The 22,944-nt window shown below is 51.2% G+C and carries 20 protein-coding genes; 17 read left to right on the top strand and 3 right to left on the bottom strand.

What is annotated here, in order from left to right:
• The first annotated feature begins 7 nt into the window (after positions 1-7).
• Complete coding sequence (locus MKY64_RS21050; protein ID WP_340955488.1) at positions 8-517, top strand: A24 family peptidase; 510 nt, start codon at positions 8-10, stop codon at positions 515-517.
• A 38-nt stretch (positions 518-555) separates the two neighbouring features.
• Complete coding sequence (locus tag MKY64_RS21045) at positions 556-2,268, top strand: DUF6382 domain-containing protein (protein WP_340955487.1); 1,713 nt, start codon at positions 556-558, stop codon at positions 2,266-2,268.
• Between the two features lie 42 nt (positions 2,269-2,310).
• Here the strand turns inward: MKY64_RS21045 and MKY64_RS21040 are convergent, their stop codons facing one another.
• Together MKY64_RS21040 and MKY64_RS21035 are read right to left on the bottom strand one after the other, a co-directional pair.
• Positions 2,311-3,213 (bottom strand): TIGR01777 family oxidoreductase, encoded by a 903-nt coding sequence (locus MKY64_RS21040; protein ID WP_340955485.1) that lies wholly within the window; start codon positions 3,211-3,213, stop codon positions 2,311-2,313.
• 22 nt (positions 3,214-3,235) lie between these two features.
• The gene (locus MKY64_RS21035; RefSeq protein ID WP_339257319.1) at positions 3,236-3,700 is read right to left on the bottom strand and encodes a DUF2621 family protein; all 465 of its coding nucleotides are present in this window, start codon (positions 3,698-3,700) and stop codon (positions 3,236-3,238) included.
• Between the two features lie 172 nt (positions 3,701-3,872).
• On the opposite strand from MKY64_RS21035, the gene MKY64_RS21030 reads away from it, so the two are divergent.
• From MKY64_RS21030 to MKY64_RS20965, 14 genes are all read left to right on the top strand, one after another.
• Positions 3,873-5,000 carry a deoxyribonuclease IV gene (locus tag MKY64_RS21030; RefSeq protein ID WP_036727528.1) on the top strand — a complete coding sequence of 376 codons (1,128 nt, stop codon included), beginning with the start codon at positions 3,873-3,875 and terminating at the stop codon, positions 4,998-5,000.
• A 45-nt stretch (positions 5,001-5,045) separates the two neighbouring features.
• Entirely contained in the window at positions 5,046-5,942 is an 897-nt protein-coding gene (gene purU, locus MKY64_RS21025) for a formyltetrahydrofolate deformylase (protein ID WP_340955483.1), read from the top strand.
• 274 nt (positions 5,943-6,216) lie between these two features.
• The gene (locus tag MKY64_RS21020; protein ID WP_340955481.1) at positions 6,217-6,999 is read left to right on the top strand and encodes an SAF domain-containing protein; all 783 of its coding nucleotides are present in this window, start codon (positions 6,217-6,219) and stop codon (positions 6,997-6,999) included.
• A gap of 30 nt (positions 7,000-7,029) precedes the next feature.
• Positions 7,030-8,094 carry a hypothetical protein gene (locus MKY64_RS21015; RefSeq protein ID WP_340955479.1) on the top strand — a complete coding sequence of 355 codons (1,065 nt, stop codon included), beginning with the start codon at positions 7,030-7,032 and terminating at the stop codon, positions 8,092-8,094.
• Positions 8,091-9,665 carry an ATPase, T2SS/T4P/T4SS family gene (locus tag MKY64_RS21010; RefSeq protein WP_340955477.1) on the top strand — a complete coding sequence of 525 codons (1,575 nt, stop codon included), beginning with the start codon at positions 8,091-8,093 and terminating at the stop codon, positions 9,663-9,665. Before MKY64_RS21015 ends, MKY64_RS21010 begins: the two co-directional genes overlap by 4 nt.
• A gap of 15 nt (positions 9,666-9,680) precedes the next feature.
• Positions 9,681-10,718 carry a hypothetical protein gene (locus MKY64_RS21005; protein ID WP_340955475.1) on the top strand — a complete coding sequence of 346 codons (1,038 nt, stop codon included), beginning with the start codon at positions 9,681-9,683 and terminating at the stop codon, positions 10,716-10,718.
• Positions 10,719-10,729: 11 nt separating this feature from the next.
• Positions 10,730-11,599: a hypothetical protein gene (locus MKY64_RS21000; RefSeq protein WP_340955473.1), complete on the top strand. Its 870-nt coding sequence runs from the start codon at positions 10,730-10,732 to the stop codon at positions 11,597-11,599.
• Between the two features lie 100 nt (positions 11,600-11,699).
• The gene (locus tag MKY64_RS20995; RefSeq protein ID WP_036727541.1) at positions 11,700-11,909 is read left to right on the top strand and encodes a hypothetical protein; all 210 of its coding nucleotides are present in this window, start codon (positions 11,700-11,702) and stop codon (positions 11,907-11,909) included.
• 5 nt (positions 11,910-11,914) lie between these two features.
• The gene (locus tag MKY64_RS20990) at positions 11,915-12,058 is read left to right on the top strand and encodes a hypothetical protein (protein ID WP_155991580.1); all 144 of its coding nucleotides are present in this window, start codon (positions 11,915-11,917) and stop codon (positions 12,056-12,058) included.
• 15 nt (positions 12,059-12,073) lie between these two features.
• Entirely contained in the window at positions 12,074-12,454 is a 381-nt protein-coding gene (locus MKY64_RS20985; RefSeq protein ID WP_036727543.1) for a hypothetical protein, read from the top strand.
• A gap of 20 nt (positions 12,455-12,474) precedes the next feature.
• Complete coding sequence (locus MKY64_RS20980; RefSeq protein ID WP_340955471.1) at positions 12,475-12,972, top strand: hypothetical protein; 498 nt, start codon at positions 12,475-12,477, stop codon at positions 12,970-12,972.
• A 73-nt stretch (positions 12,973-13,045) separates the two neighbouring features.
• On the top strand, positions 13,046-13,645 hold the full coding sequence (locus MKY64_RS20975) for a hypothetical protein (RefSeq protein ID WP_340955468.1): 600 nt from the start codon (positions 13,046-13,048) through the stop codon (positions 13,643-13,645).
• Between the two features lie 273 nt (positions 13,646-13,918).
• Positions 13,919-15,940: a hypothetical protein gene (locus MKY64_RS20970; protein ID WP_340955466.1), complete on the top strand. Its 2,022-nt coding sequence runs from the start codon at positions 13,919-13,921 to the stop codon at positions 15,938-15,940.
• A gap of 16 nt (positions 15,941-15,956) precedes the next feature.
• Complete coding sequence (locus MKY64_RS20965; protein WP_340955464.1) at positions 15,957-19,832, top strand: hypothetical protein; 3,876 nt, start codon at positions 15,957-15,959, stop codon at positions 19,830-19,832.
• Positions 19,833-19,910: 78 nt separating this feature from the next.
• Here MKY64_RS20965 and MKY64_RS20960 read toward each other — a convergent pair whose 3' ends face one another.
• A complete protein-coding gene (locus tag MKY64_RS20960; RefSeq protein ID WP_340955462.1) occupies positions 19,911-20,555 on the bottom strand; it encodes a hypothetical protein in 645 nt (214 codons plus the stop codon).
• 318 nt (positions 20,556-20,873) lie between these two features.
• On the opposite strand from MKY64_RS20960, the gene tkt reads away from it, so the two are divergent.
• The gene (gene tkt / locus MKY64_RS20955) at positions 20,874-22,922 is read left to right on the top strand and encodes a transketolase (RefSeq protein WP_339254259.1); all 2,049 of its coding nucleotides are present in this window, start codon (positions 20,874-20,876) and stop codon (positions 22,920-22,922) included.
• Positions 22,923-22,944: the final 22 nt, after the last annotated feature.

The raw sequence follows: 22,944 nt of genomic DNA, 5'->3' as shown, positions 1-22,944 counted from the left end.
AGCACGGATGACGGAATGGGTGTTATGGGGTTGCCTGCCGTTCCTGACAGCAGCATTATTCACAGATATACGCTGGATGAGAATTCCTAACTGGATTACACTGCCTGCGCTGATTAGCGGACTGCTACTGCAGTTGATTATCAATGGCTGGCAGGGGCTGCTGTTTTCACTTTGCGGCAGCGTAGCAGGCTTCCTGCTCCTGCTGATTATGTATTTTACCAGGGCGGTGGGGGCTGGCGATGTGAAGCTCTTTGCGGCTATCGGAGCTTGGACAGGAGTGCTTTTCTCGCTTCAGGTTATTGTCTATTCGGTGCTCTTGGGGGCAGTCGTAGGCTGGATCATCATTCTCTACAGAAGGGAGACAGGACGCAGGCTGCGCAGCATGATAAGCAGAACAGCGGGGTTCCTGCTGCTTCGTAATATGAGTCTCGTCAAGGGCCGGGAGGGAGAGTTGCTTCGGTTTCCTTTTATGCTGGCCGTGTTCCCGGGCTTCATCTGTGCTTATATTTATTTCTGACTTGGAGCTTATTGTTGACAGCTTAGGAGGTGAAGGGATTGTTTGGACTAGAACGTGATTTCATCCAGCAGGATGGAATAACGATGCTGTTGGGCAGATCCGGGGGTCTGAGCGAAGGAGAGCTAAATATGGTGCAGGCCCGGATGTTGATGACCAGCGGGATACCGCATCATTTACGGCTGCTGCTCAGAGAAATAGATCTGCAGGTCACACTGGAATATACGGTAGCAAGACGTAAAATGCTTGGAGCTCTGCTTAAAAGCGGGAAGCTGAGCATGACGGAATTCTTCGGGCTGATGCTGCAGATCGCTGCCGGGATGGAGGAGGGGCAGCTGTATATGCTGCGTACAGAGCAGTATGCACTTCATGAGGATTTTATCTTTATCGAAGGTCCGCTCAGCAGCGGCAAGGTCTTCCTGACTTATATTCCGTTGGAACTCACAGAGCCTGCACAGAAGCCGGGAGAAGCCTTGAAATCGCTGATCATGGTCTTCATGGGAGCCATCCAGGAGCTATCGGGTGACGGGATACAGCGGTTGCTGCAATATTGCGGGGAAGAAGCCTTTAGTCCAGCGGGGCTGAAGGAACTGCTCGCAGAAATGCTGACGGAGGTTACACCCCATAAGGACCATGTTGAACGAAATGAGCCTGCACATCTAAGTCCTATGGCTGGCGCAGGCACCTCTGCCGCGGTACCAGGAACGAGGATAGACTGGGCGCAGCCTCAGGCTCGCAGACTGGAAGAACCGGGAAGGGAGAGGTCCGCGGCCGCAGCGTTCTCCCGAATACATGGAGATAAGGAAGCGCAGCCTTCCGGTTCGATGCTTAATCCCACGCCTTGGATGGGTGCTTCACCACCGTTGAAGCGAAAGGATGGATTATCAGGGGTTCAGACAACAATGGATGCAACACTTGGACCTGTTCAGGCTGAGGACAAGCAGAGTCCTCACAGGACGTATATATTGCTGGGGGCATTATTAGTTGATGCGTTACTATGGAAGTTTCTGTATCTGAATGACCCCCGCACATTGTGGCTGGCAGTTTGTGCTGCGGTGACTCTGATACTTGCGGCTGTATGCTGGCTGGTATGGAGTGGAAGGCTGGCTTGGGGCGAAGCAGAGGAAGAGTTGGATGATCTGGGGGAGGGGCCAGAGGATTATAACAGTACAGCCCGGAACCGTAAGCTGAGGAGCGACATGGAATGGGATTTCAGCAGGAATCCGGTAAATCAGCATCGTTCTCCTGCACCGGTCTACACTCCTCAGCAACAAGAAGCAACTGTGAGGGGGCACGGATTCACAGCTACACCGGCTGGCAGACAACAGGCTCCGCCGGGGATGGCCGCCAGTAGTCCGCAGAAGAAGGAAGCGGCGATGGCTACAGCGCTGCTGACCCGGGAACCCGTTCAGGCTACAGGCAGCAGTCTTCCCCAGGCCGGAAGGACAGTGCCTTATCTGGAAAGAAGTGACCCGGATGACGGGGGAGCTCCCGAACGAATTGATCTGAACCGGCCAAGCTTCATTATTGGACGCTCCTCTGAAGTGGCTCAGTACATTGAGAAATCGGAGGGGGCTTCACGGGTCCATGCTGAAATCTTCAGAGTCTCAGGAGGATACATTCTGAAGGATCTGGATTCCAGGAACGGGACGCTGCTTGCAGGTGAAGCTATGGTTCCCTACAAAGAATACCCGCTGACCGAAGGCAGCGTGTTCACCATTGTTAAGGGTACCTATACCTTTCGCACAGCTTAGCAGAGGTAGATGTGATGAATGGAATGGTGCGTTTGCAGCAGCCTACTGATTTTTCAGTTGCTCCAGTGCAGGCTGTAGCGTGGGATAGTTGAAGGTGAAGCCGTGGTTAATTGCTTTGGAAGGAAGCACACGCTGGCCTTCCAGCAGAATCTCGGACAGCTCGCCTACAGCAGTTTTTAGCAGAAACGCCGGAAGGGGGAACCAATGCGGGCGATGGTAGACCTTGCCGATCATCCGTCCGAACTGTTCATTAGTGACCGGCTGTGGAGCTGTGGCATTAACGGGACCCTCGATCTCAGGCTGAAGAATGCAGAATTCGATCAGGCGCACAATGTCTGTAAGGTGAATCCAGGACATCCACTGCTTGCCGGTGCCGATTTTGCCGCCGAAGCCAAGCGAGTAAGGCAGCTTCATTTTGGGAAAAGCACCGCTCTCATTGCCAAGCACAACCCCGGTGCGCAGCTTGACCAGACGGATACCGGCATAGGCTTCATCCGCAGCCTCCTCCCAGGTCTTGACCACCTCGGAAGGGAAATCGAAAACCCGGGTCTCGGAAGCTTCGGTATAGGTATCCTGCACCGACGTACCATAAATGGCGACTGCTGAGGACTGGACGATCACGCTTGGCTTATGCTGGAGTGAATTCAGCAGCTTACCGGCAGCGGCAACGGTTTCAAGACGCGATTCCATAATCGCCTGCTTCCCCTTAGGGGTCCAGCGCTGGCTAAGCGAAGCTCCGGCAAGATTAATCAGCGCATCTGCGCCTTCTGCCGCTTCAGGATTGGCTGCCAGTCTGTCCCAGGTGAGATAGCTAAGCCCCGGATGATCCAGCTTGTTCTCGGGGTTCTTGCGCCCGACACTGATGATCTGATGTCCGCTCTGCAGCCAATATCCGGTAAGCTCGCTGCCGATGAATCCGCTGCCTCCGCAAATGATATATTTCATAGAGGTTGCTCCTTAATATGCTTTATTTGACCAGATGCTTGTAAGGCGCGTAGTCAATGCCGTTCTTCTCCAGGAAGGTGATCAGGAACCTGTTGTCACGCCGGGGCGTAGCAATAATGTACCCTTGGATACAGTGCTCACGGGTAACCTCAGTTGCATGACTCTCTACAGCCAGCTTGCCGATCTCAGCGGCGATAGAGTGCTTGGCAATATCGCGGAACGGGCTAGGCACCGGCTGTACAAGCTGGTCCAGAAAAGCCTTCATCTCGTCGCTCCACAGCGGACGGCTGCGTTCCACCCAGTAGTTCTGCCAGTCCAGCTTGGATTTTCCGTCAGCCTTGGGCAGCACCTTCAGGAATTTGCGGAACATAAAATAGCCGCCGATGCACATGCAGCCCAGCAGTAAAAAGGTCCAAAATGCGATGGAGTTCATAAACCAGTTGCTTGGAGATGTGGATAATAAGCTTGAGGGTAAATGGAAATGCATGAATACACCGCCTTTGACAATGATGATTGTCACTTTCCTTTTGCTCCTCTTGAGTATAGCGTATTTCCTTAGGTTTGCGAAGCGGAAGCGGCCTTTCGGGGCTTGCCTAGATTTATTCTCCCGATCACGGTAGAATAAGGGTTAATTCGTGAAGGAAAGAGGGAAATTAAGCATGCTTAAAATAGGTTCACATGTGTCCTGCGCGGACAAGGGTCTCCTGAGCGCGGCCAATGAAGCAAATGAGTACGGATCTACCTCGTTTATGATATATACGGGAGCGCCGCAAAATACGCGCCGGAAGCCGATTGAATCGATGTTCCCCGAGGAAGGCAAACAGAAGATGCGGGAGAATGGCGTCGGCGAGATTGTGGTTCACGCCCCTTACATTATTAACCTGGGCTCCTACAAGGAAAATACCTATCAGCTGGCAGTAGATTTCCTGCAGGAAGAGATCCGCCGGACCCATGCGCTTGAGGTCAAGCATATTGTCCTGCATCCGGGTGCATTCACTGATAAGGATGCTGATTACGGCATCCAGCGCATTGCAGACGGCCTGAATGAGGTGCTGGGCGGTACGAATGAGACCGATGTGCATATCGCACTGGAGACGATGGCTGGTAAAGGCACAGAGATTGGCCGCACCTTCGAGGAGCTTGCCTCCATTATAGATAAGGTTGAATTTAATCAGCGGCTATCGATCTGTCTTGACACCTGCCACATTCATGATGCCGGATACGATATCGTGAACGATCTGGATGGGGTGCTGAAGAAGTTCGATGATACGATCGGTCTGGAGCGGCTCGGCGTGATCCATCTTAATGACAGCAAGAACCCGCGCGGAGCGGGCAAAGACCGTCATACACCGATTGGCTCTGGCTACCTAGGATTCGAGACGATCAACAATGTAGTCCAGCATGAAGCACTCGCAGGTCTGCCGTTTATTCTGGAGACGCCTTGGATCGGCAAAGACGCCAAGAAGCTCCGTCCCATGTATGAAGTAGAAATCGCCCTGCTGCGCGGCAATGTCGCTGAACGCTTCGGTGCGGAATTCCTGCAGGAGCTGGAAGAGCTGCATGCCTTTTTTGCCAAGCAGGAGCTGGATTCCCGCCGTTATGTGCTGGATGTATGGGAGCTGCTGAAGAATGACGCCAAGGCCAAAAAAGCAGATCCCCGTGAACCGCTGGAACGTCTCTATGATCAAGTCATAGCTGCCGGATTATTCCCTCAGCTTAGTGAGGAAGCCGTTAATCACCGGTTGATCGCCTGGCTTGCAGGCAAACAGCTGCTCGTGAAGGCATAGACCCGCATAGATAACGCAAGCAGATGAGAGGATGAACGGAGAACTATGGAATTACATGTGAAGAGAGAGCATTCAACAGGCAGACCTTATCCGGACCGGGCGCGTATGCTCATATCTTGTCCTGACGGACCGGGGATTGTAGCAGCGGTATCGCATTTTTTGTATCAGCATGGCGCGAACATCGTGCAGTCGGACCAATATACGATGGACCCGGACGGCGGAATGTTCTTCATGCGAGTAGAGTTTGACCTGCCTAAGCTGGATGAGCGGCTGGAAGAGGTACGTAACATCTTCGGCGGTGTTGCCGAACGCTTCAAGATGAACTGGCAGATCTTCAAGGTAAGCCATAAGAAGCGGCTGGCGATCTTCGTCTCCAAGGAGGACCATTGTCTGGTGGAGCTGCTCTGGCAGTGGCAGGCAGGCGACCTGGATGCAGATATCGCGCTTGTGGTCAGCAACCACACCGATATGCAGGCTTATGTGGAATCCTTTGGCATTCCGTTCCATCATATTCCGGTCACCGCAGAGACGAAGGCTGAAGCTGAAGCGCATCAACTGGAGGTTATCGGTGAAGATATCGATGTAATCATACTGGCCCGCTACATGCAGATTATCTCGCCTTCATTCATCGAGCATTACCGGCACCGGATCATCAATATCCATCATTCGTTCCTGCCGGCCTTCGTCGGTGGTAAGCCGTACGCCCAGGCCTATCAGCGCGGAGTCAAGATCATCGGGGCGACTGCCCATTACGTGACCGAGGAGCTTGATGGCGGACCGATTATCGAGCAGGACGTTCAGCGGGTCAGCCACAGCGATGATGTGAATGAGCTGAAGCGCATTGGACGTACCATTGAGCGGGTCGTTCTGGCCCGTGCCGTCAAATGGCATATTGAGGACAGAATCCTCGTGCATCACAACAAAACAGTAGTATTTAATTAATAAGCTAATCTTGCAGTAACCATTACAACCACTCCGGTAAAAGTCAGCAACCCAGCTTAACGCAGGGGATATAGAACATCGTTCTGGCCTGGCTTTTACCGGCATTTATCTTCAGCGGGAGCTTCCCGCAGCCTCAGGCTTCACACCCTCACAAGGATAATCTAATACACTTCTCAACTACTAAGGTAAAAAAGCATTTTACCGGCATTTTGGACATAAGCGCCAAGATGTATTTTGCTATGTGCAGAAATCACATTCAAAGGGGGTAAAGGGCTTGTCAACAAAGCACGGACGTCTATTAAAACGCAATTATTTCTTCGCCGGACTCATCCTGCTCATCGGCTTCGGCGGACTGCTCGGCTATGATCTCTATTTCAAGCCTTATGTACTGTCACAGACCGTTGTCAAAATCAAGGTGGACGGCGGGGGCTTCCTGCCGAAGAATCATGAGCTGACAGCAGAGAATCTCTATCTGGATTCCGTACAGACCAAAGACATCCCGGCAGGGGTAGTCCGTAGTCTGGAGCAGGTGGAACAGAAGATTACGAATGTCAATCTGACGGATGGCAGTATTTTGACCGAGTCACTGGTGGATGTAAGCGAGCTGGAGCCGCAGCAGGACGAGGGGATTTTCCCGATTCCCAAAGACGCCATCTATGCCATCAACGGTTCTCTCCGCAGCAGGGATAAGGTAGATATCTATCTGGTCGAAGGAGACTCACCCGCAAAAGAACGCCGAGGATACAGTCCGGCTGCTGCAGCATCTGTAGCTACTCCCGGAGGGGAAAAGGCCTCAGACGCTTCCTCCCTGTTGGAAGCAGAGGTTCCGCCCGAGGTACCTGCGCGTAAAGTATTCTTAAGCGGAGTGACTGTAAACTACGTGCGTACGGAAGATAACAACGATGTACTCGACTCAGAGAATGGCAATAACAATAACCGCTTTACTTCCACCGGGAAGGTGGCAGCCCCGGAATTGAAGCTGAAGAAGAGTGACGGTGAGCTCCTGGGAGCTTATCTCGAGCAGGGCAAGAAGCTATGGATTGTCCGGGTAGAGTAGGCGTGGACAGAAGGGAAGGGGGAATGAGACTTGAGAATATTCAGTCTGGGCATAGATCAGCTGACGATCAATGAGATTAAGCTGGCAGGCTTCACCGTTATTGCCCAAAGTGTGCTGCCGGAGCCAGAACATGCCGGAGGTCATCTGTTAATGGTAACGAGCGAGCAGGTGCCGGTAGCGGAATTAAGAGAGCTAAGAGGGAGGTATCCGGACTCTTCAATTTTGTACATCTATCTGCAAAAAGGGGTGCGGGGTTACCAGGCTATACATATGCAGTGTGAGAGTCTGGGTATATTTTTCGTGCCCCCGCGTTCAACCTCAGCAGCTATCATCGATAAGCTGCGCTATATGCTCGAAGATGAGCATAAGGAGAGCGGTAATGTGGTAGGCTTTTTCGGCTCGGGGCCAGGTATTGGCTGCACGAGTATTGCCAGGCTGTTCGCCAGGAGGATTGCCGCTTCAGGGCTGCGGGTGATTATGCTGGGTCTCGACCTGTACGATCCGGGCTATGACCGGAAGACGGCGGTTAGTCTGGACAGGCTGCGGCCGCGGATTACCGGTAAAATGCTGCATGATGAGGATTTCAGCGCGCTGGTGAAGCAGGAAGGCTATGCCTATCTGCCCGGGAACTTCGATTATCTAAGCGCCCAGGATTATCAGGAGGAGGAGATCGAATATCTGCTGGCCAGAGCAAGTGAAAGCGCTGATGTGGTGATTGCGGATTTCGGGTCGATTCCCGAGAGCGCCGCGTGGTATGTGGGGATGCAGAAGTCGGTGCTGCGCATGATCGTTACACACCCGCGGCATGAACACAGGCTGCAGCCCCTGATGGAGCTGGCCGGACATATGGACCTGCATCCGCAGGACTTCCAGTGGGTAATTAACCGCAGCAATGTGGAGGAGCTAACATCACCGAAAAGCCTGGCCCTGCGTTTTGGCAGCGAGCTTTTGCTGGAGCTACCGTATTATCCATCTTTTCCAGAGAGCCTGCCACTGGGCAAAAAAGAGCTTCAGCAAGTGGACGATAAGGTCCAGGCATTGCTTGTATCACTGGGCCTCGCCCAGGAAACCCGCAAGAAGGGGATATTTCAATGATGAACAACAAGGATGACAGCTTGCCGTTGCAGCAGAAGCGTGTGCTGTCCGGATGGGCTCCGCTGGACCCTGAGCAGGGCAGGCGGCAGGGACAATGGGACGAGAGCTTACAGGCGGTGCCTGGACGCGTGGACGGAACGCAGAGCAGACGGCTATTCTCACTGAAGCAGAGCGTACTGCGTACCAGTAAGCCCGGCAAAGAGGACTTTTACAGCTTCCTGCACACCATGAAAAGTGAAATGAACGCCGGGCTGGAGCGTGAGGATGACGGGTATTTCGAACTGAATGCGAAGGCGCTGGTTGGTGATCCGCAGGCGGTCAGCTTTTTCATGAACGAGATTGAGAAATATCTGCGCCGGACGCCGTTTACCGGAAAAGTGCCGGAGGCTTACCGCACAGCTGCTGAAGCGCTGTTTCATGAATGGAAGGGCTTCGGCCCCGCCTACCGCTGGTTCACAGACCGTGCCTATAGCGAATCAACGGGACTGCAGATGATCGGGCGGCAAATTTTTTATAACCATCAGGGGAGGTTTGTGGCGTATCCCTATGAGATGCCTTCGCTGGACCGGGTGGAGCAGCTTAAGCGTTCTCTCCTCAAGAGTGATCCCGGCAAGAAGCTGAACAAGGATAATCCTTCCGTTGAATTCAAAATGGATGATCCTCTCTGGCCCGGCCGATTCATTCGTCTAGCTATCTGGGTCTCCCCGCGGGTCTGGGAGGGCTTCACTACCATCTCGCTGCGGCGGCAGGTCGTTGAATTTCTGGATCTGGATGATCAGGCCGGCACGGAATGTATTCCTGCGGAAGCGATTGATCTGATTCGGGCGCTTACCGGTACGTTTCGCAACACGATTATCGCGGGCGCGGTAGGGTCGGGTAAAACCACTTTTGCCAACACGATTGTCGGCGAGCAACTGCTCGGCTCCTCTTCCTGTATGGGCGTTGTGATGATCGAGAAGCATCCGGAGTCGATTTTACCGTATCAGATCAAAGGCCACCGGATTATTCCCATTCAGGCTTCCAATGAGGAATTGATGGAGGTCGGTGTGGAATCGCTGCGGCATGACCCGAACATTTTGTACATGACAGAAATGAGATATAACGAGTGGGAATTCTATCTGTGGAGCGGTGAGAAGGGCTATGACGGCATTACGGGCACCTTCCATACCGTAGATTCGGAGGACATTCCTTATCAGGGGGCGTTCGCTGTATCTACACGGATTGGCGGCAGCCTGAAGGGACATTTAATCTCGGCACTGAAATCTTGTGAGCTGGTGTTTATTCTGGAGAGTGTCCCGGATGGGAAGAAACGGCTGGCACGGATCTCCGAGGTCTTTTATGAAGAGGCCAGTAATTCAGTCTTCGCCAATGATCTGATGCGCTGGGAACCGGAGCAGGCGGGCTGGACCTATAATGACAAGCTAACCCAAACGCTGATCTTAAAGATGAAGAAGAAGAATGCCAGAGCGGCACGGATGCTGCTGCAGGAGCTTGGACATCTCGCTGCGCAGAAGCCGATGACTGACCCGCTGAAGGAAAGTCTGAAGTCCAAAATCGTTTTGAATGAATGAGAGGAGGGAGTGCCTGTGGAGCTGCTGTTCTATATCATCCAGTTTGTGCTTCACCTGCTCGTTGCAGGCGGACTCTGGCTGCTGGTCAAGCCGCTGATTGAGCGGCATCTATGGCAGTGGGGGCAGAAGCTGGATCTGCGGATGAGCTTGTTCGGCCACAAGGTCAGCAGCGCGAAGAGGAAAATGTGGCTGTACCGCCATCTGGATGATCTGCTGTATTTTGCCCATAAGCGATACGAGCCGGGCATCAGTGTGCTGCGCTTCGTCACCCGTTCGGGGATGCTGTTCCTCGGTGTATTCCTATCGAGTCTGCTGACTCTTAAAGAGCTGCCGGGGCAGATGAGCTTCAGCAATCCTTTTCTGGAAGGCATGGTGTTGAATGACGGCGCACCTGTGGCGAATGCCTGGCGGCTTCCGCTGTTTCTGGCGGTGCTCTCGGCCTGTATTCCTTATCTGCGGATGAGATATACCTATGCCCAGCGCAAGGTGCGGGGGAGCTACGATCTGCTCGATGTGATCAAAATTTCCACCAAATTTACGCATTTGTCTGCGGATTCCATTTTGTCCAAGACCAGTGACTTGCTGCCGGTGGAGAATGTGTTGAAGACGCCCTTGAGGCTGCTGGGGGCAGCGTTCGCTGGCTATAGCAATGAACGGGAGCTGAACGAGGAAGCCGGGCGTTTTGCCGGAGCGATTGGCACGACGTTTGCCGTAGAATTCGTATCGGATCTGCTCTATTGCGAGAAGGAAGGCACCCGTTATCTCAAAAGCTCGCTCATGACGCTTAACCGCTCAATGGAGCTGCAACGGGAGACTATTCTGACGGTGAAGGCCAGCAGCAGAGATGCAATCAGCCTGGGACTGTACGGTAATCTGATAGTGCTGGTATCTTCTGTGGGAACGTTCATGTACATGCTGAAGCCGGATGTGTATTTCAAATTGCAGTTCGAGACAACGATTGGACTTACATTTATGATGGTGATTCTGACGGGCCTATTCATCTCGTTCATGATCAGTACCATCCTCGCCAGACCCAAACTGGACTACCATTAAGGTGATGAATGATGGATAGATTATTACTTTTGATAGCTGTAACAGGTATTGTGTATCTTGCCTTACTGGTCTTTGTCAGCAGCAGCAGCCGTCAGGAACGGTACGTGCTCCGTCTGGGCCAGCAGTGGAAGGCTTTCGGGGAACGTGTGCACAATGAGCGGCTGCAGCAAGTGCTGGGCCAGAGCGGACTCTCTATATCCGCAGCCAAAATCACCCTGTTCCGATATTCGGCGGCTTTCCTCTATCTGCTGGCCCAGGTAACGGGAGACTTCTTACGTTCAGAGTCAATGTCAATATACGATCCTCTGATTGCTCTGCTGATTCTCGTGATTACCAGTCCGCAGCGGGCGCTGCCGTTTGGCTGGCTGCTTAGCTGGCTGCATCAGAAGACACTGATCCAAAAAGACGGAGAGCTGATCTCCTTCATCCGCCTCTATGAGAATAACCGTCTGCGCAAGCGGGGGTATGTGGAATTTGGCGCCTTCTGCGCCGGGACGGCCAACCATTTCAGTTACATCCGCCAGGATCTGTATGAGCTGTCGGAGCGGGCGGTGGATGAGGGGACGGAGCGGGCCATTGAATGGTTTTGCAGCAAATTCCCGGAGAACCACATGTTTATCAACGATATCCGTTCGATTCTGCTTGCGACAGAAGGGATGGATGATGACCATGAAGCAGCGAAGTATCTGCAGGAGCAGGGCAAAATTATTACCAAAATCTCAAGTGACCAATATCTGAAGAAATGGTCCTTTATCGGGGACATTTCCACGATCATCAATGTCATTCCGTCGATCGCCACCTTTCTGATGATTGTGTCGCTGGCGATGCAGTACATTATGCTGATCAAAGGGAATTTTAACGGCGTAGGGATGTTCCAATGACGAGTTCAGGCAGGCTGACAGCAAGAAAAAGAACCAAATGAAATTTTTGTTATATTCAAGAATCATTTTAAAATATACAATCAAAAGGGAGATATTAACAATGAAAAAAGACGCTATTTCTACTGGTTTGTTTATCGCAATCGGGTTCCTGTGTGTGGCTATTGTAATTGCTGTATTGATTCCTGTAGTACGGGACGTAATCGATAAAGCGGATGACAACAGACCTGAAATCCCGAAGGTTAGTCTGGTTCAGCCCGCAGATTCCGTGGAAGCAGCAGTAACGTACACAATCGCTGGCCCTTTGGTTTAACGGAGATGAAGAAGGACTCAATTTCCGTCGCGCTGTTTCTGGCTATTGGCTTTGTGATTGCCGGGATTTTTATCGCTGGGGCTACAAGCATCATTGGCGGCAGCCAGGATGATATTATTACCCATGTCAAAGCTGTCGAGAAGTATTAAAAGGAGGCGCTGCGCTTGAAGGCAACCGTCCTCCGGGCCTTGTTCATGTGGCTGGTGCTGTTCATAATCCTGCAGCCGATTTTTACGTACATTGATTATTTGCTCGACCTGCAGGTCAAAGCCAACACCTCGTATATCACGCAAAAGGCAGCGACAGAAGGGATGGTCACTGCCTCCATGAAGGCTGAGGTCATCTCTAACCTGAAGGCTGTAGGATTTCCCGAAGGCTCGATTAAGATCACCAGCGGAACAGAAGTGATCCTTGAACGCAAACAGCGGATTGATGTGTACGTAACCGCACCGCGGGTGAACCTGTTCCCCTACAATTTCTCCGGTGTATCCCAGCCGGCACAGTACTATGGACATGGCTCAATCATGAGTGAATATCTCGATTAATTAAGGGATGAAGCTAACCTATGGATTATATTATTAAGCTGGCCTTTGTCCTGTTGATCTTTATTTATTCCTGGTTTTTTCAGATTCAGAACCAGGAATGGGACCAGGTGCGCAGCATGCTTAAGGATGCCAATAATATGGCCGTCCATGACGCATCTCAGGAGTTGGACGAACCAGCGAAGGCCCAAGGCCGTCTGGTCATTGATCCCGCTGAGGCTTATACCACCTTCCGCCACACCTTGCAGAGTAATCTGGGACTGGATGACGGCTTATCCCCCTTGGCGGGGAGCCGGCTTCAGGCTCAAGTGAAGATCATCAAGTTCGACATCGTGGATGAATCTACGGGCGATACTTTTCCACTGCTCTATGAGGACAGTACTTACGGTATCACCAAATACATACAAGGTCCTTCGGTCATCGCCGTTATTCAAACGCAGCACCCGGTTCTGATCTCCAGAAGCAAGGCTCAAGAGGCCATTACAGTGCCGGCGGTTCAGGAGTATAAGCTGAATCGATGAACTATCCGGCAGGGTAATCCTGCCCCGAGGCGAGCCTTAGCAGGTCGTACAAACTACTAAAGGAGAGATTCAGATGAAAAAGATAATGATGAAAACAATGTTAGCAACTGTACTGTTAGCAGGTTCGATTTCAGGCCAAGCAGGATCTGCACATGCGACAGCTGCAAAACCGACGGCAGCACCTATTATGAGAGACAACCTCTCTAAGTTCGGATTGGTTAAGGACGTGGAGCTGCCGGTGACAGTTACGGCTGGGGGGCTTAGTTATACGCTGGAGAAGATTATGATCTTTGATGCGAAGTCGAAGGATGCTCAGGCGTTGGCTAAACAATATGGTTATGACCTGGATGGTGATCAGTATTTTATTTGGACAAAGATCACTGTTGAGAACAAGGGTACAACAATTATTCAAAGGAACTTTAAAGATTTGAAATATAAATGGCGTCTCAATTTTGGTGATCTATCTAAAGGTGAGGCATTCAATATTATGCCAAGTAAATTGGTTTATACAGAAAATAGCAAAAGTGCATTATGGACATGGGTATTGAAACCAGGGGAAAAGTTGAGTACGTACCAGGGATATTTATACAGTGGCGATATTAACTATTTTAAATTGAGTGTAGATTACAATGGTCAATTTGTTTCAAAATACATCGTAGAGCCGGAAGCGTAAGGGGACAAGTAGATGAAAACTAAACAACTTTGGATTGCTGCAGTGGCTATCCTGTTGGCTTTTGGTCTACTTATGCCAACTCTCACCTATTCCGCACAAGCAGAAGGGGCTAAGCAAGGCAGCGTCAGCATACCGGTGACAACTGGGTTAACCGGTTCGAATAATAGCGCTAAAACGTTCTATCTCGATCTGCCGAGTGGGGTCGCTGCTTCTGCGATTAAGGCCGGTACACTCAAATACAATGGTAACAATAGTGTTGTAGGAGCTCTCACTGTGGAGAACGGGAAGATCAAGGTTACGCTGAAGGGTAACGTGAAGGATGAGACCTTTCCTGTGAAGGGGACAAAAAGTGGATTTGAAGATCCTTTTGTGAGCACACCCGGAAACTCCATCTGGCGCTATGCCGATGGGCGGCGCTGGCAAATCAACGATTACAAAGAGGACAAGGGCAACAATGTAAGCTACAACAAAAACGCAGACGATTACGGAACGCCATCTGCAGTACCACCTAAGACAACGGTTTCAACGAAGTCTGACCCCGTGAATCCTAGTGCAGCAACCTGGTATAAGAAGGATCAAACTCCGGTTCCATATAGCAGTGTTATTCAATCTAGTATAAATCTTAATCCACAGAATCTTATCAAAGATAATGGAACTACCAGTGTTAAGAACGGCAAGTTTGTGATTACTTATACAGTACCTTCTAAAAACTTTGCACCAGAGAAAGTTTCCGACAGTTTTGATAAAGGCCAATGGGTAGAAGGTCGACTCTATTACGTTGAGTTGCCTTACTACTTCAACGCCGAAGCCAAAGTCACATCCTACAGCTACGCCGGTTCGGTCACCTTTGATTATTCCCCACCCGACCAAGCTACGCTAAACGGAACGGCCACGCTGGAGAAGCCGAGTCCAAACCCAATCAAGCTGGAAGGCAGCAAGGTCGATGTGAAGATCGACGTTAAAGGCGAGCTGCTGGGTTACACAAATTCCTCTAACATCGAAGAATGGGCATTCTATGCCAAGGAAAAAGACGGTTCAGCGAAGGCTGACATGAAGAAAGATTACGGAAAAACACTCACCACATCGAAAAGCTTTGACTTCCAGATCCCGGCCAGCCGGGTGACCAGTGACAGCTTCAAACAGGATTACGCCCTGACGGTGATCATCCGGTTCAAGAACCCGGTCATTACGAAGACCGGGACGATAACGTCCCTGGAGCAGAAAATGGAAGTTTCAGCAGGGGTGTACAAGAAGGACAATCCGGTCAGCTATCCATCCGTACCGAGCAAGCCGACCAAGCCGGAGGGCAAGCCACCCATTGCCCGAATTAGCGCACCCAAGTACGTCAAAGCAGGTTCAGACATGATGGTATATGGAGGGAATTCCTCCGACCCGGACGGGTATATCACCGATTATGCCTGGGGAACTCCTGGAGCAGAAGGCGGGATTGAAAATACGGCCAGAGGTTATGTCTGGTACACACGGGATAAGGTCGGTCAGACATTCCCCATCAGTCTTACTGTGGTCGATAATGACGGGCTGATCGGGAGCACCAGTACCGAGGTAACGGTCATTGAACCGATTCCATCCGCAACATTGGAGATCACCGGATCGCTGAAGCAGAACCGGAAAACCACGCTCACCAACAGCAGCACAAGCCCGACACGATTCCCGATCATTAAGTCTAAAACTCAGGTCACGATCAGCGCAGTCAGCGGCGGGACTAATGCAGATATCAAATACAGCGGCAGTCTGGCCGAGCTGGAGAGCAAGGACGTTCTCTTCCGGAAGCCAGGGAAATACAAAGCAAATATTCATGTTGAGAATACAGCCGGCTATGGTGCAGATGGGGAAATCACGTTCGATATTGCACCGGACGAAGTCCCAAGTGTTTATTTTGACGTTGCCCAAAAAATGTATCGGGACCCGGAGAAGGGGAATAGAGCGATCATCCAAATTACGGACAGATCCTTTTCCACAGACAAGGATACCCTGAACCGGCGGATCTGGGAGTATCGGTACGACTCCAATAATGACGGTCGGTTTACCGATGAGAATTGGGAGATCTTCAATAATGGAAATGAGATTAATCCTAAGCTGGAATTGACTCAGGTGGGGAGATACGAGATCCGGTTGACGGTCTTTGAAGAGTTTGGTCAACCGACCATCGAGGATTACGTGACGGAGGCGGACCGGCGTTCTGCAGATTCGTATACTGATCCGATCAAGCAAGCATTGGTGGAGCGGACGGTAGAAATAGATAACCGCGCGCCAGAAGTCGATTGGGACTTGTAGGGGAGGAAGGTAGACATTGAAGAGATTCAAGAGAAGTATCATTTTGCTTATGGCCTACTTGCTGCTGATTCCCGCACTGCCGCAACCAGTTGTTGAAGTGACGGGAGTGGCCAGTACAGTGCAGGCTGCAGAGGACAATTTCATTTATTACCGGGATATTGTCTTTGAAGCTGGGCGAGGGGGACATGCCAATCAGGATGATAAGGTTGTCATTGATTTCCCTGCTCTGAAGGTAACCAATCTTAAATTTAATAAAACGACCAAAAGAATGACCTATGATATTGTTCCAGGCTCTAACTTGCATGTCACCTATACAACGGGGAGGCCTGATTGGGGCGGATATACGGAGCCCATGGAAATCGAAATGTGTAGTTCCATTTATACCAAAGAGGCGTACCAGTATGAATTAAACAGAAATGCTTATGGTGATGATAATAACTGGAGCTGTAATGATCCTAGAACACCTGACTTTTATGGTCAGTATTATAACTGGTCAGCAGATTGGGGAAAGTTACACACCAATGCAGTAGCATCTCAAGGATATTATATGCCTGCTGTTATTGATGTAGATATGACCAATATACGGAACTTGATGGCGAACACCTATCCGAATGAGTATGCACAAGGATATAACTATTATCAGCCAAGTGATTATACGCCAGGACTAGATAAAGATCCAGAAATGTTCCGCATTCGAGTGTTGGCTTGGACGAAAACCTATTGGTGGTCGCCATACATGACTAGAGTTGCAGAACTGATACCCAATTATGCCCCTAGCCTGTCCGTAGGAACAGCAAATGGAATTACCCTGGTTAATGCCGCAGGCTTAAGCGGAATCAATATCGAGGGGTATGTCAGCGATCCAGATAACGAGGACGTTACCGTCACCGCCGAGATCCCTGGTGTCTTCTACAAGAAGACGGTGGTGTCTCAAGCCAAGCTGTCCAAACTATTCAATATCCCACTGGACGTGCTGCAAGACTCGATCCCGCCGGGAACCTACACCGTGAACATCACGGCATCCGACCCTTCGGGAATGACGGCGAAGGCGGCGCTTACGATTAATGTCAAACAGCAGATGAGGAACAAGTCGTTTGTCCTGGTCAATACACCAGTGGAAACAAGGACGAAATTCTTTGACTCGGAGTGGGACCCTAAGCGGGAAGAACGGTACCGATTCGATCATGACCCGTACTTTTTTGATAATTCGATGGGGATCATTTGGGATTCTGGGTTATGGCGAAGTTCACCCTACACGACCTTCCCGTATAGCGGTTCCTACGTGGCCACGTTCCAGGGCCGCGACAATCCCAAGGATGATGACCGGTTCGATGTGTACCGGAAATGGAGCCGGAATAACCTGTCTTCGATGACGTTCCATGTGCACCGCAAGCCAATTGCGCTATTCAGTGCCCGGCTGTCAGGCGGATGGCTGCAGATCACGGACAGCTCCTACGATTTGGATCATGTCACTGCCTCCAATAAAGGGATCATGGATTGGCAATGGCAATACAAGAAGACAGAAGGGCAGGTCTGGACGGATGGATATCCGCCGGCACAGCTACCGACTAATGACCAGTATGATATCCGGCTAAGAGTGCGGGACATCGATGGCGAGAATGGGATTGGCGTCTGGAGTGACTGGTCGCAGCAAACGGTAGGGGCGGCCGGCAACCTGCCGCCGGTAGCGCTGTTCACCGTCGAGCCCAACATCGTATCGTACCGTAAGGCTACCACAATCACGGACAAGTCCTTCGACCCGGACAATGATCCACTGGATGTATACAGCTGGACAGTGATTAAGGATGGCTGGCAGCAGGTATGGAGCCATTGGGGCAATCCAACGGTGCCGCCGAATATCGCTGCCTACGGCGTGGGGACGTATCAGTTGACGCTTCAGGTCCATGATAACCGCGGGCTATGGTCGCAGCCCTACAGCCAAACCGTACAAGTCATAAACCATCCCCCAGCAGCAGCCTTCAATATGCCGGTGGAAGTGTACCGGGATACGGTCATTACCATGGACAATATGACACCGGACCCGGACGAGGATGGGGATGGGCTAAATTATGCCTGGAATGCCCGCATCAATAACAGCCCATATTATTACGCCGGGGGCAACCGAAACCAGGTGATGACCATCCGGGACCTGATCGCGCGTAGTGGCATTTCACAACAACAAGCCATTTCAGATGGCTGGGAAATGCGCCTGACAGCCTCTGACGGATCGCTTTCCTCGAATGCTACACGTATGTTCAAGGTCCTAAACCATGTGCCTACGGCCGCCATTAATGGGCCAGGGGCGGTGTATCAGTTTGATACGAAGCAATACACCTCGTCTGATTTTGATGAAGATCCATCGGACATGGCCAGTCTTCAATACTTTTGGAAGGTGACCGACAGCGACAGCACCACCAAATTATATAAGACGCCGAGCATCGAAATCAGCTTCCCGGAACCGGGGATATACACCCTGGAACATTGGGCAGTGGACCAGATTGGGGCGAAGTCAAATATTGAGTCACTCAAAGTGAATGTAATCAAAAACGAAGCCCCGTCCATGACAATCACTTCTCCTCCGGGTACAACCGCGAGCCCAACGGTCCTGGATGCAGAGAAGCAGGGGGACCCGTTGATTCAGTGGACCTACTCTGATCCGGAGAATGATCCTCAGGAAAAGTACAGGCTTGAATTTTTCACCAAAGAAGGGCTATTGGAGAAAACGGTAGAGAATACAGATGGCAGCGGATCGATCCGTCAGTATCAAGTTCCAAACCCAACATTCAATCGCTTCGAGTACTTCACGGTATTGGGGCGGGCGTATTCCAAGGGCTCCTGGTCGGAGATCTCCAACGAAAAGATGTTCATTATCGACAATCCGCCGAAGCCAGGCTTCACCTTAACCACAGATACCGGAAAGGATGCCACGAAGGTACCGATCTACCGGACGGATGTGCTGAATATCAAGAGCACGGCAACAGATGAGGATATCCCGAAAGGGGACAGCATCGGTTATCAGTATTTCTTGAAACCGGCAGCCGGTGCAGAAGGGCTGGTGAGCACCAAAAATGATTTCACCAAGCAGTTTACTACCAACGGTGTTTTTACGTATCGGCAACTCGTTACGGACTCCCTGGGACTGTTCAGAGAGCTGTCCCATAGCATTACCGTGTTGAACCGGTTACCCAAGGTCTCAATTACCTATCCGGCAAGTGATAGCCCCAACAAGCCAACGATTGCCAGCACACTGACTCCGATCATCAAGTGGGATTACCAGGATGAGGACGGGGATCAGCAGCAGCGCTTCCGGGTGCGGATAATTAATCTGGCCACAGGTGCGATTAAGGTGCAGTCCGGTGACCAGGTATCCAGTTCAAAACAATGGAAGGTACCAGATGGAGTCTTAGCAGAGTACGAAAAATATGCTGTAGAAGTTGAGGTCTTCGATGGATTTGATTGGAGTGTTGTGTCCGTAAGAAAGTACTTTATGGTTAACCTGCTTAGCATCAAGGGGGCTGTCCGTCATACAGAGGAGTGGAATGGCAACCGTCAGGCGTACAATCTGAAGCAGAGCGGCTCGCCTGAAAGCCCGCGGGGGTATAGTGTCTATTGGGCTGGCGAGAAATTTGTGCTGCAGGGGACAGCTATCGGACTACCGGATACCGTGCAAGTCACAATGACTGGAGGATACACGGCGGCGCTGAGTCCGACCGGGAGTGATAAGACCCTATGGACGGGTGAGCTGGCCGACCCATCGTTCGAACAGCTGCCGGATGGTCCGGTTACTTTTACCTTTACCGCAACTAATGAGTATCAGACCAAGGTGGATACAGTGGCGGTAACGATTCTCGGAGATTGGACAGAATATTATCAGAGCCATCGTGTAAAATAACGCGGGACGCAATCCTTATGCCTTTTGTACTACTGTGATTTTGTTTTACTTGGCATCAAGCGGGCGGAGGGTGATCGTTCAGACGATTCCCTCGGTCCGTTCTTCATGCAGCCGCAGCCTTGGGGCCGCAAAATCTGCCGGATTAGTAGTTTGGGGGTTATGTAGACTGGAACCTCTGAGGTCCGCAGAATGACTCCGGTGCATATAGTAGGAGAGTTTGCCGCTGAATATTTTGTGGGCGCACAGGGATGAAGCGAAATCCTCCGGAGTGACGAAGCAGGAGGGCTTGGCTACCGGATGAACAGTAGTTTCCTCCAATACAGAGGCTACGAACTGGGAGCAGAAAAAAGCATTCTCCCGGTCAATCCGGATGTTCAGCAGCACGCCGACCAGACCGAGCAGATGATATTTATAACGCTCCTGATTCTGCATCATGCCCTGGACATGATTGTACATGGTATCATATTCGTCCTCACTGACTCTGAGCTGGTAGATGGCACAGTCTGCACTGTTGTAGAACGGATGGATGAAGTTCTCATGGATAAGTCCGGCAATAAACGGGTTGTACACTTTTTTTCGGCCGAAGCTGTAGACCTCACGCAGCTCACTGTCAAAAGCAATCGAGGCATGATTCAGCTCCGCTTTGGTGAACCATTTAATAATTCCGCTGAAGGCCGTGCCTGTTCCGGTGAGCACAATATAAATATTTCTGTTTGCAGTCATCTTCTGAATTCCTTTCTGCTGGAAATTATGGATAATCCGGCTAAAATACCGCTGAGGTACTTCCATCTTACTGTATAAATCCGCTTTGTAAAACAAACTTTAGTCTTAATTAGAAACTAGACTTAAGGCTAAGTTTCTGAATTCCCATCCGTATCTCCAAAAAGAACCTCCTGAAGCACCGTGGATCTGGCACAGGCGTGCATAGACCCGGCAGAAGCCGCTAAATATAAGCTGCAGCAAAAACAATTGGAAATGCTTCCACTTCCGTGATACAATAATAGTCAAAATGACATTCTTGATTCGAGGAGGATTATTGTAATGACTGAACAAGCAAAAGATCAAGCCATTCATAAAGAAGAAAACTCAACGGTGGACAACCTGGCCATCACTACAATCCGTACACTTGCCATTGATGCCATTGAAAAGGCAAACTCCGGACATCCGGGTATGCCGATGGGCTCCGCACCTATGGGATACCAATTGTTCGCCAAGACGATGAATCATAACCCGGACCACCCGACTTGGGTCAACCGTGACCGCTTCGTGTTGTCTGCCGGACATGGCTCCATGCTCCTCTACAGCCTGCTGCACCTCAGCGGCTATGATCTGCCTATGGAAGAATTGAAGCAGTTCCGCCAATGGGGCAGCTTAACTCCGGGACATCCGGAAGTCGGCCACACTGCCGGTGTAGATGCGACAACCGGTCCGCTTGGACAAGGTATCGGTATGGCTGTAGGTATGGCAATGGCTGAAGCGCAGCTGGGTGCGACTTACAATAAAGATGAACATAACGTGATTGACCATTATACGTACGCCATCTGCGGCGACGGTGATTTGATGGAAGGGATCTCTTCCGAGTCTGCTTCACTTGCCGGACACCTGAAGCTGGGCAAGCTGATTGTAATGTACGATTCGAATGATATCTCCCTAGACGGCAAGCTCAACCTTGCATTCTCCGAGAATGTTGCTAAGCGTTTTGAAGCTTACGGCTGGCAGGTTCTGCGCGTAGAAGACGGTAACGATCTTCCTGCACTGGCTAAGGCTCTTGAAGAGGCTCAAGCAGACAGCAGCAAACCGACGCTGATCGAAGTGAAGACAGTCATCGGCTACGGCAGCCCGAACAAGCAAGGTAAAGGCGGCCACGGCGGTACCCACGGCTCCCCGCTGGGTGCCGATGAAACGAAGCTGACGAAGGAATACTACAAATGGGTATATGAAGAAGATTTCTATGTACCGGATGAAGTCCGTGCCAGCTTCGCTGAAGTGAAGGCCAAAGGAATCGCCGCTAACAAAGCATGGGATGAGAAATTTGCAGCCTACAAAAAAGCATACCCAGAGCTTGCTGCACAGCTCGAAACTGCACTGAAGGGTGAGCTTCCTGCAGGCTGGGATGCTAATCTACCATTCTATAAAGCAGAAGACAAAGCTGTATCTACCCGTGTGGCTTCCGGTAATGCACTGAACGGCTTGACTGGCGGTATCCCGCAGCTGGTTGGGGGTTCAGCCGATCTGGAGAGCTCGACCATGACGCACTTGAACGGTCTGTCCCAATTCACCTCCGAATCCTATGACGGCCGTAATATCTACTTCGGCGTACGTGAATTCGGAATGGCTGCAGCCATGAACGGGATTGCACTGCACACTGGTCTTAAGGTGTTCGGCGGTACGTTCTTCGTCTTCACAGATTACCTGCGTCCGGCTGTCCGTCTGGCTTCCATCATGAAGCTGCCGGTAACCTATGTGCTTACCCATGACAGTATCGCTGTCGGTGAAGACGGTCCTACCCATGAGCCTATTGAACAGCTTGCTTCCCTGCGTATCATTCCGGGTCTGACGGTCATTCGTCCGGCTGATGCCAATGAAACCTCTGCAGCTTGGGCATACGCTATGGAGAATACCGCCAATCCGGTAGCACTGGTCCTGACCCGTCAGAACCTGCCGATCCTGGCTGGAACCGTAGACGGTGTACGCGATAACATCAAACGCGGCGGGTATGTGGTCTCTGATTCCAAGAACGGCACTCCACAGGCACAGATCATTGCTACAGGCTCTGAAGTACAGCTGGCGGTTAAGGCTCAGGCTGCGCTTGCCGAAGAAGGCATTGATGTTCGTGTCATCAGCTTGCCGAGCTGGGATCTGTTCGAGAAGCAGGATAAAGCATACCGCGATTCCGTTATCCTGCCTGAAGTGAAAGCCCGTCTGGCTATCGAAATGGCGCAAACCTTCGGCTGGGAACGTTATACAGGCGACCAGGGTGACATTCTGGGAATCACTACCTTTGGCGCTTCCGCCCCTGGCGACACCGTAATTAGAGAATATGGCTTCACTGTAGAAAATGTAGTCAGCCGCGTAAAAGCGCTGCTATAATAGACGGATCTAACGACAAAGG

Source organism: Paenibacillus sp. FSL R7-0210, from assembly GCF_038009085.1.
In the GTDB taxonomy this organism is placed as follows: Bacteria; Bacillota; Bacilli; order Paenibacillales; family Paenibacillaceae; genus Paenibacillus_AQ; species Paenibacillus_AQ silagei.
The sequence above is the reverse complement of the archived record's forward strand: the minus strand, read 5'-3'. Positions and strand labels throughout refer to the sequence as shown.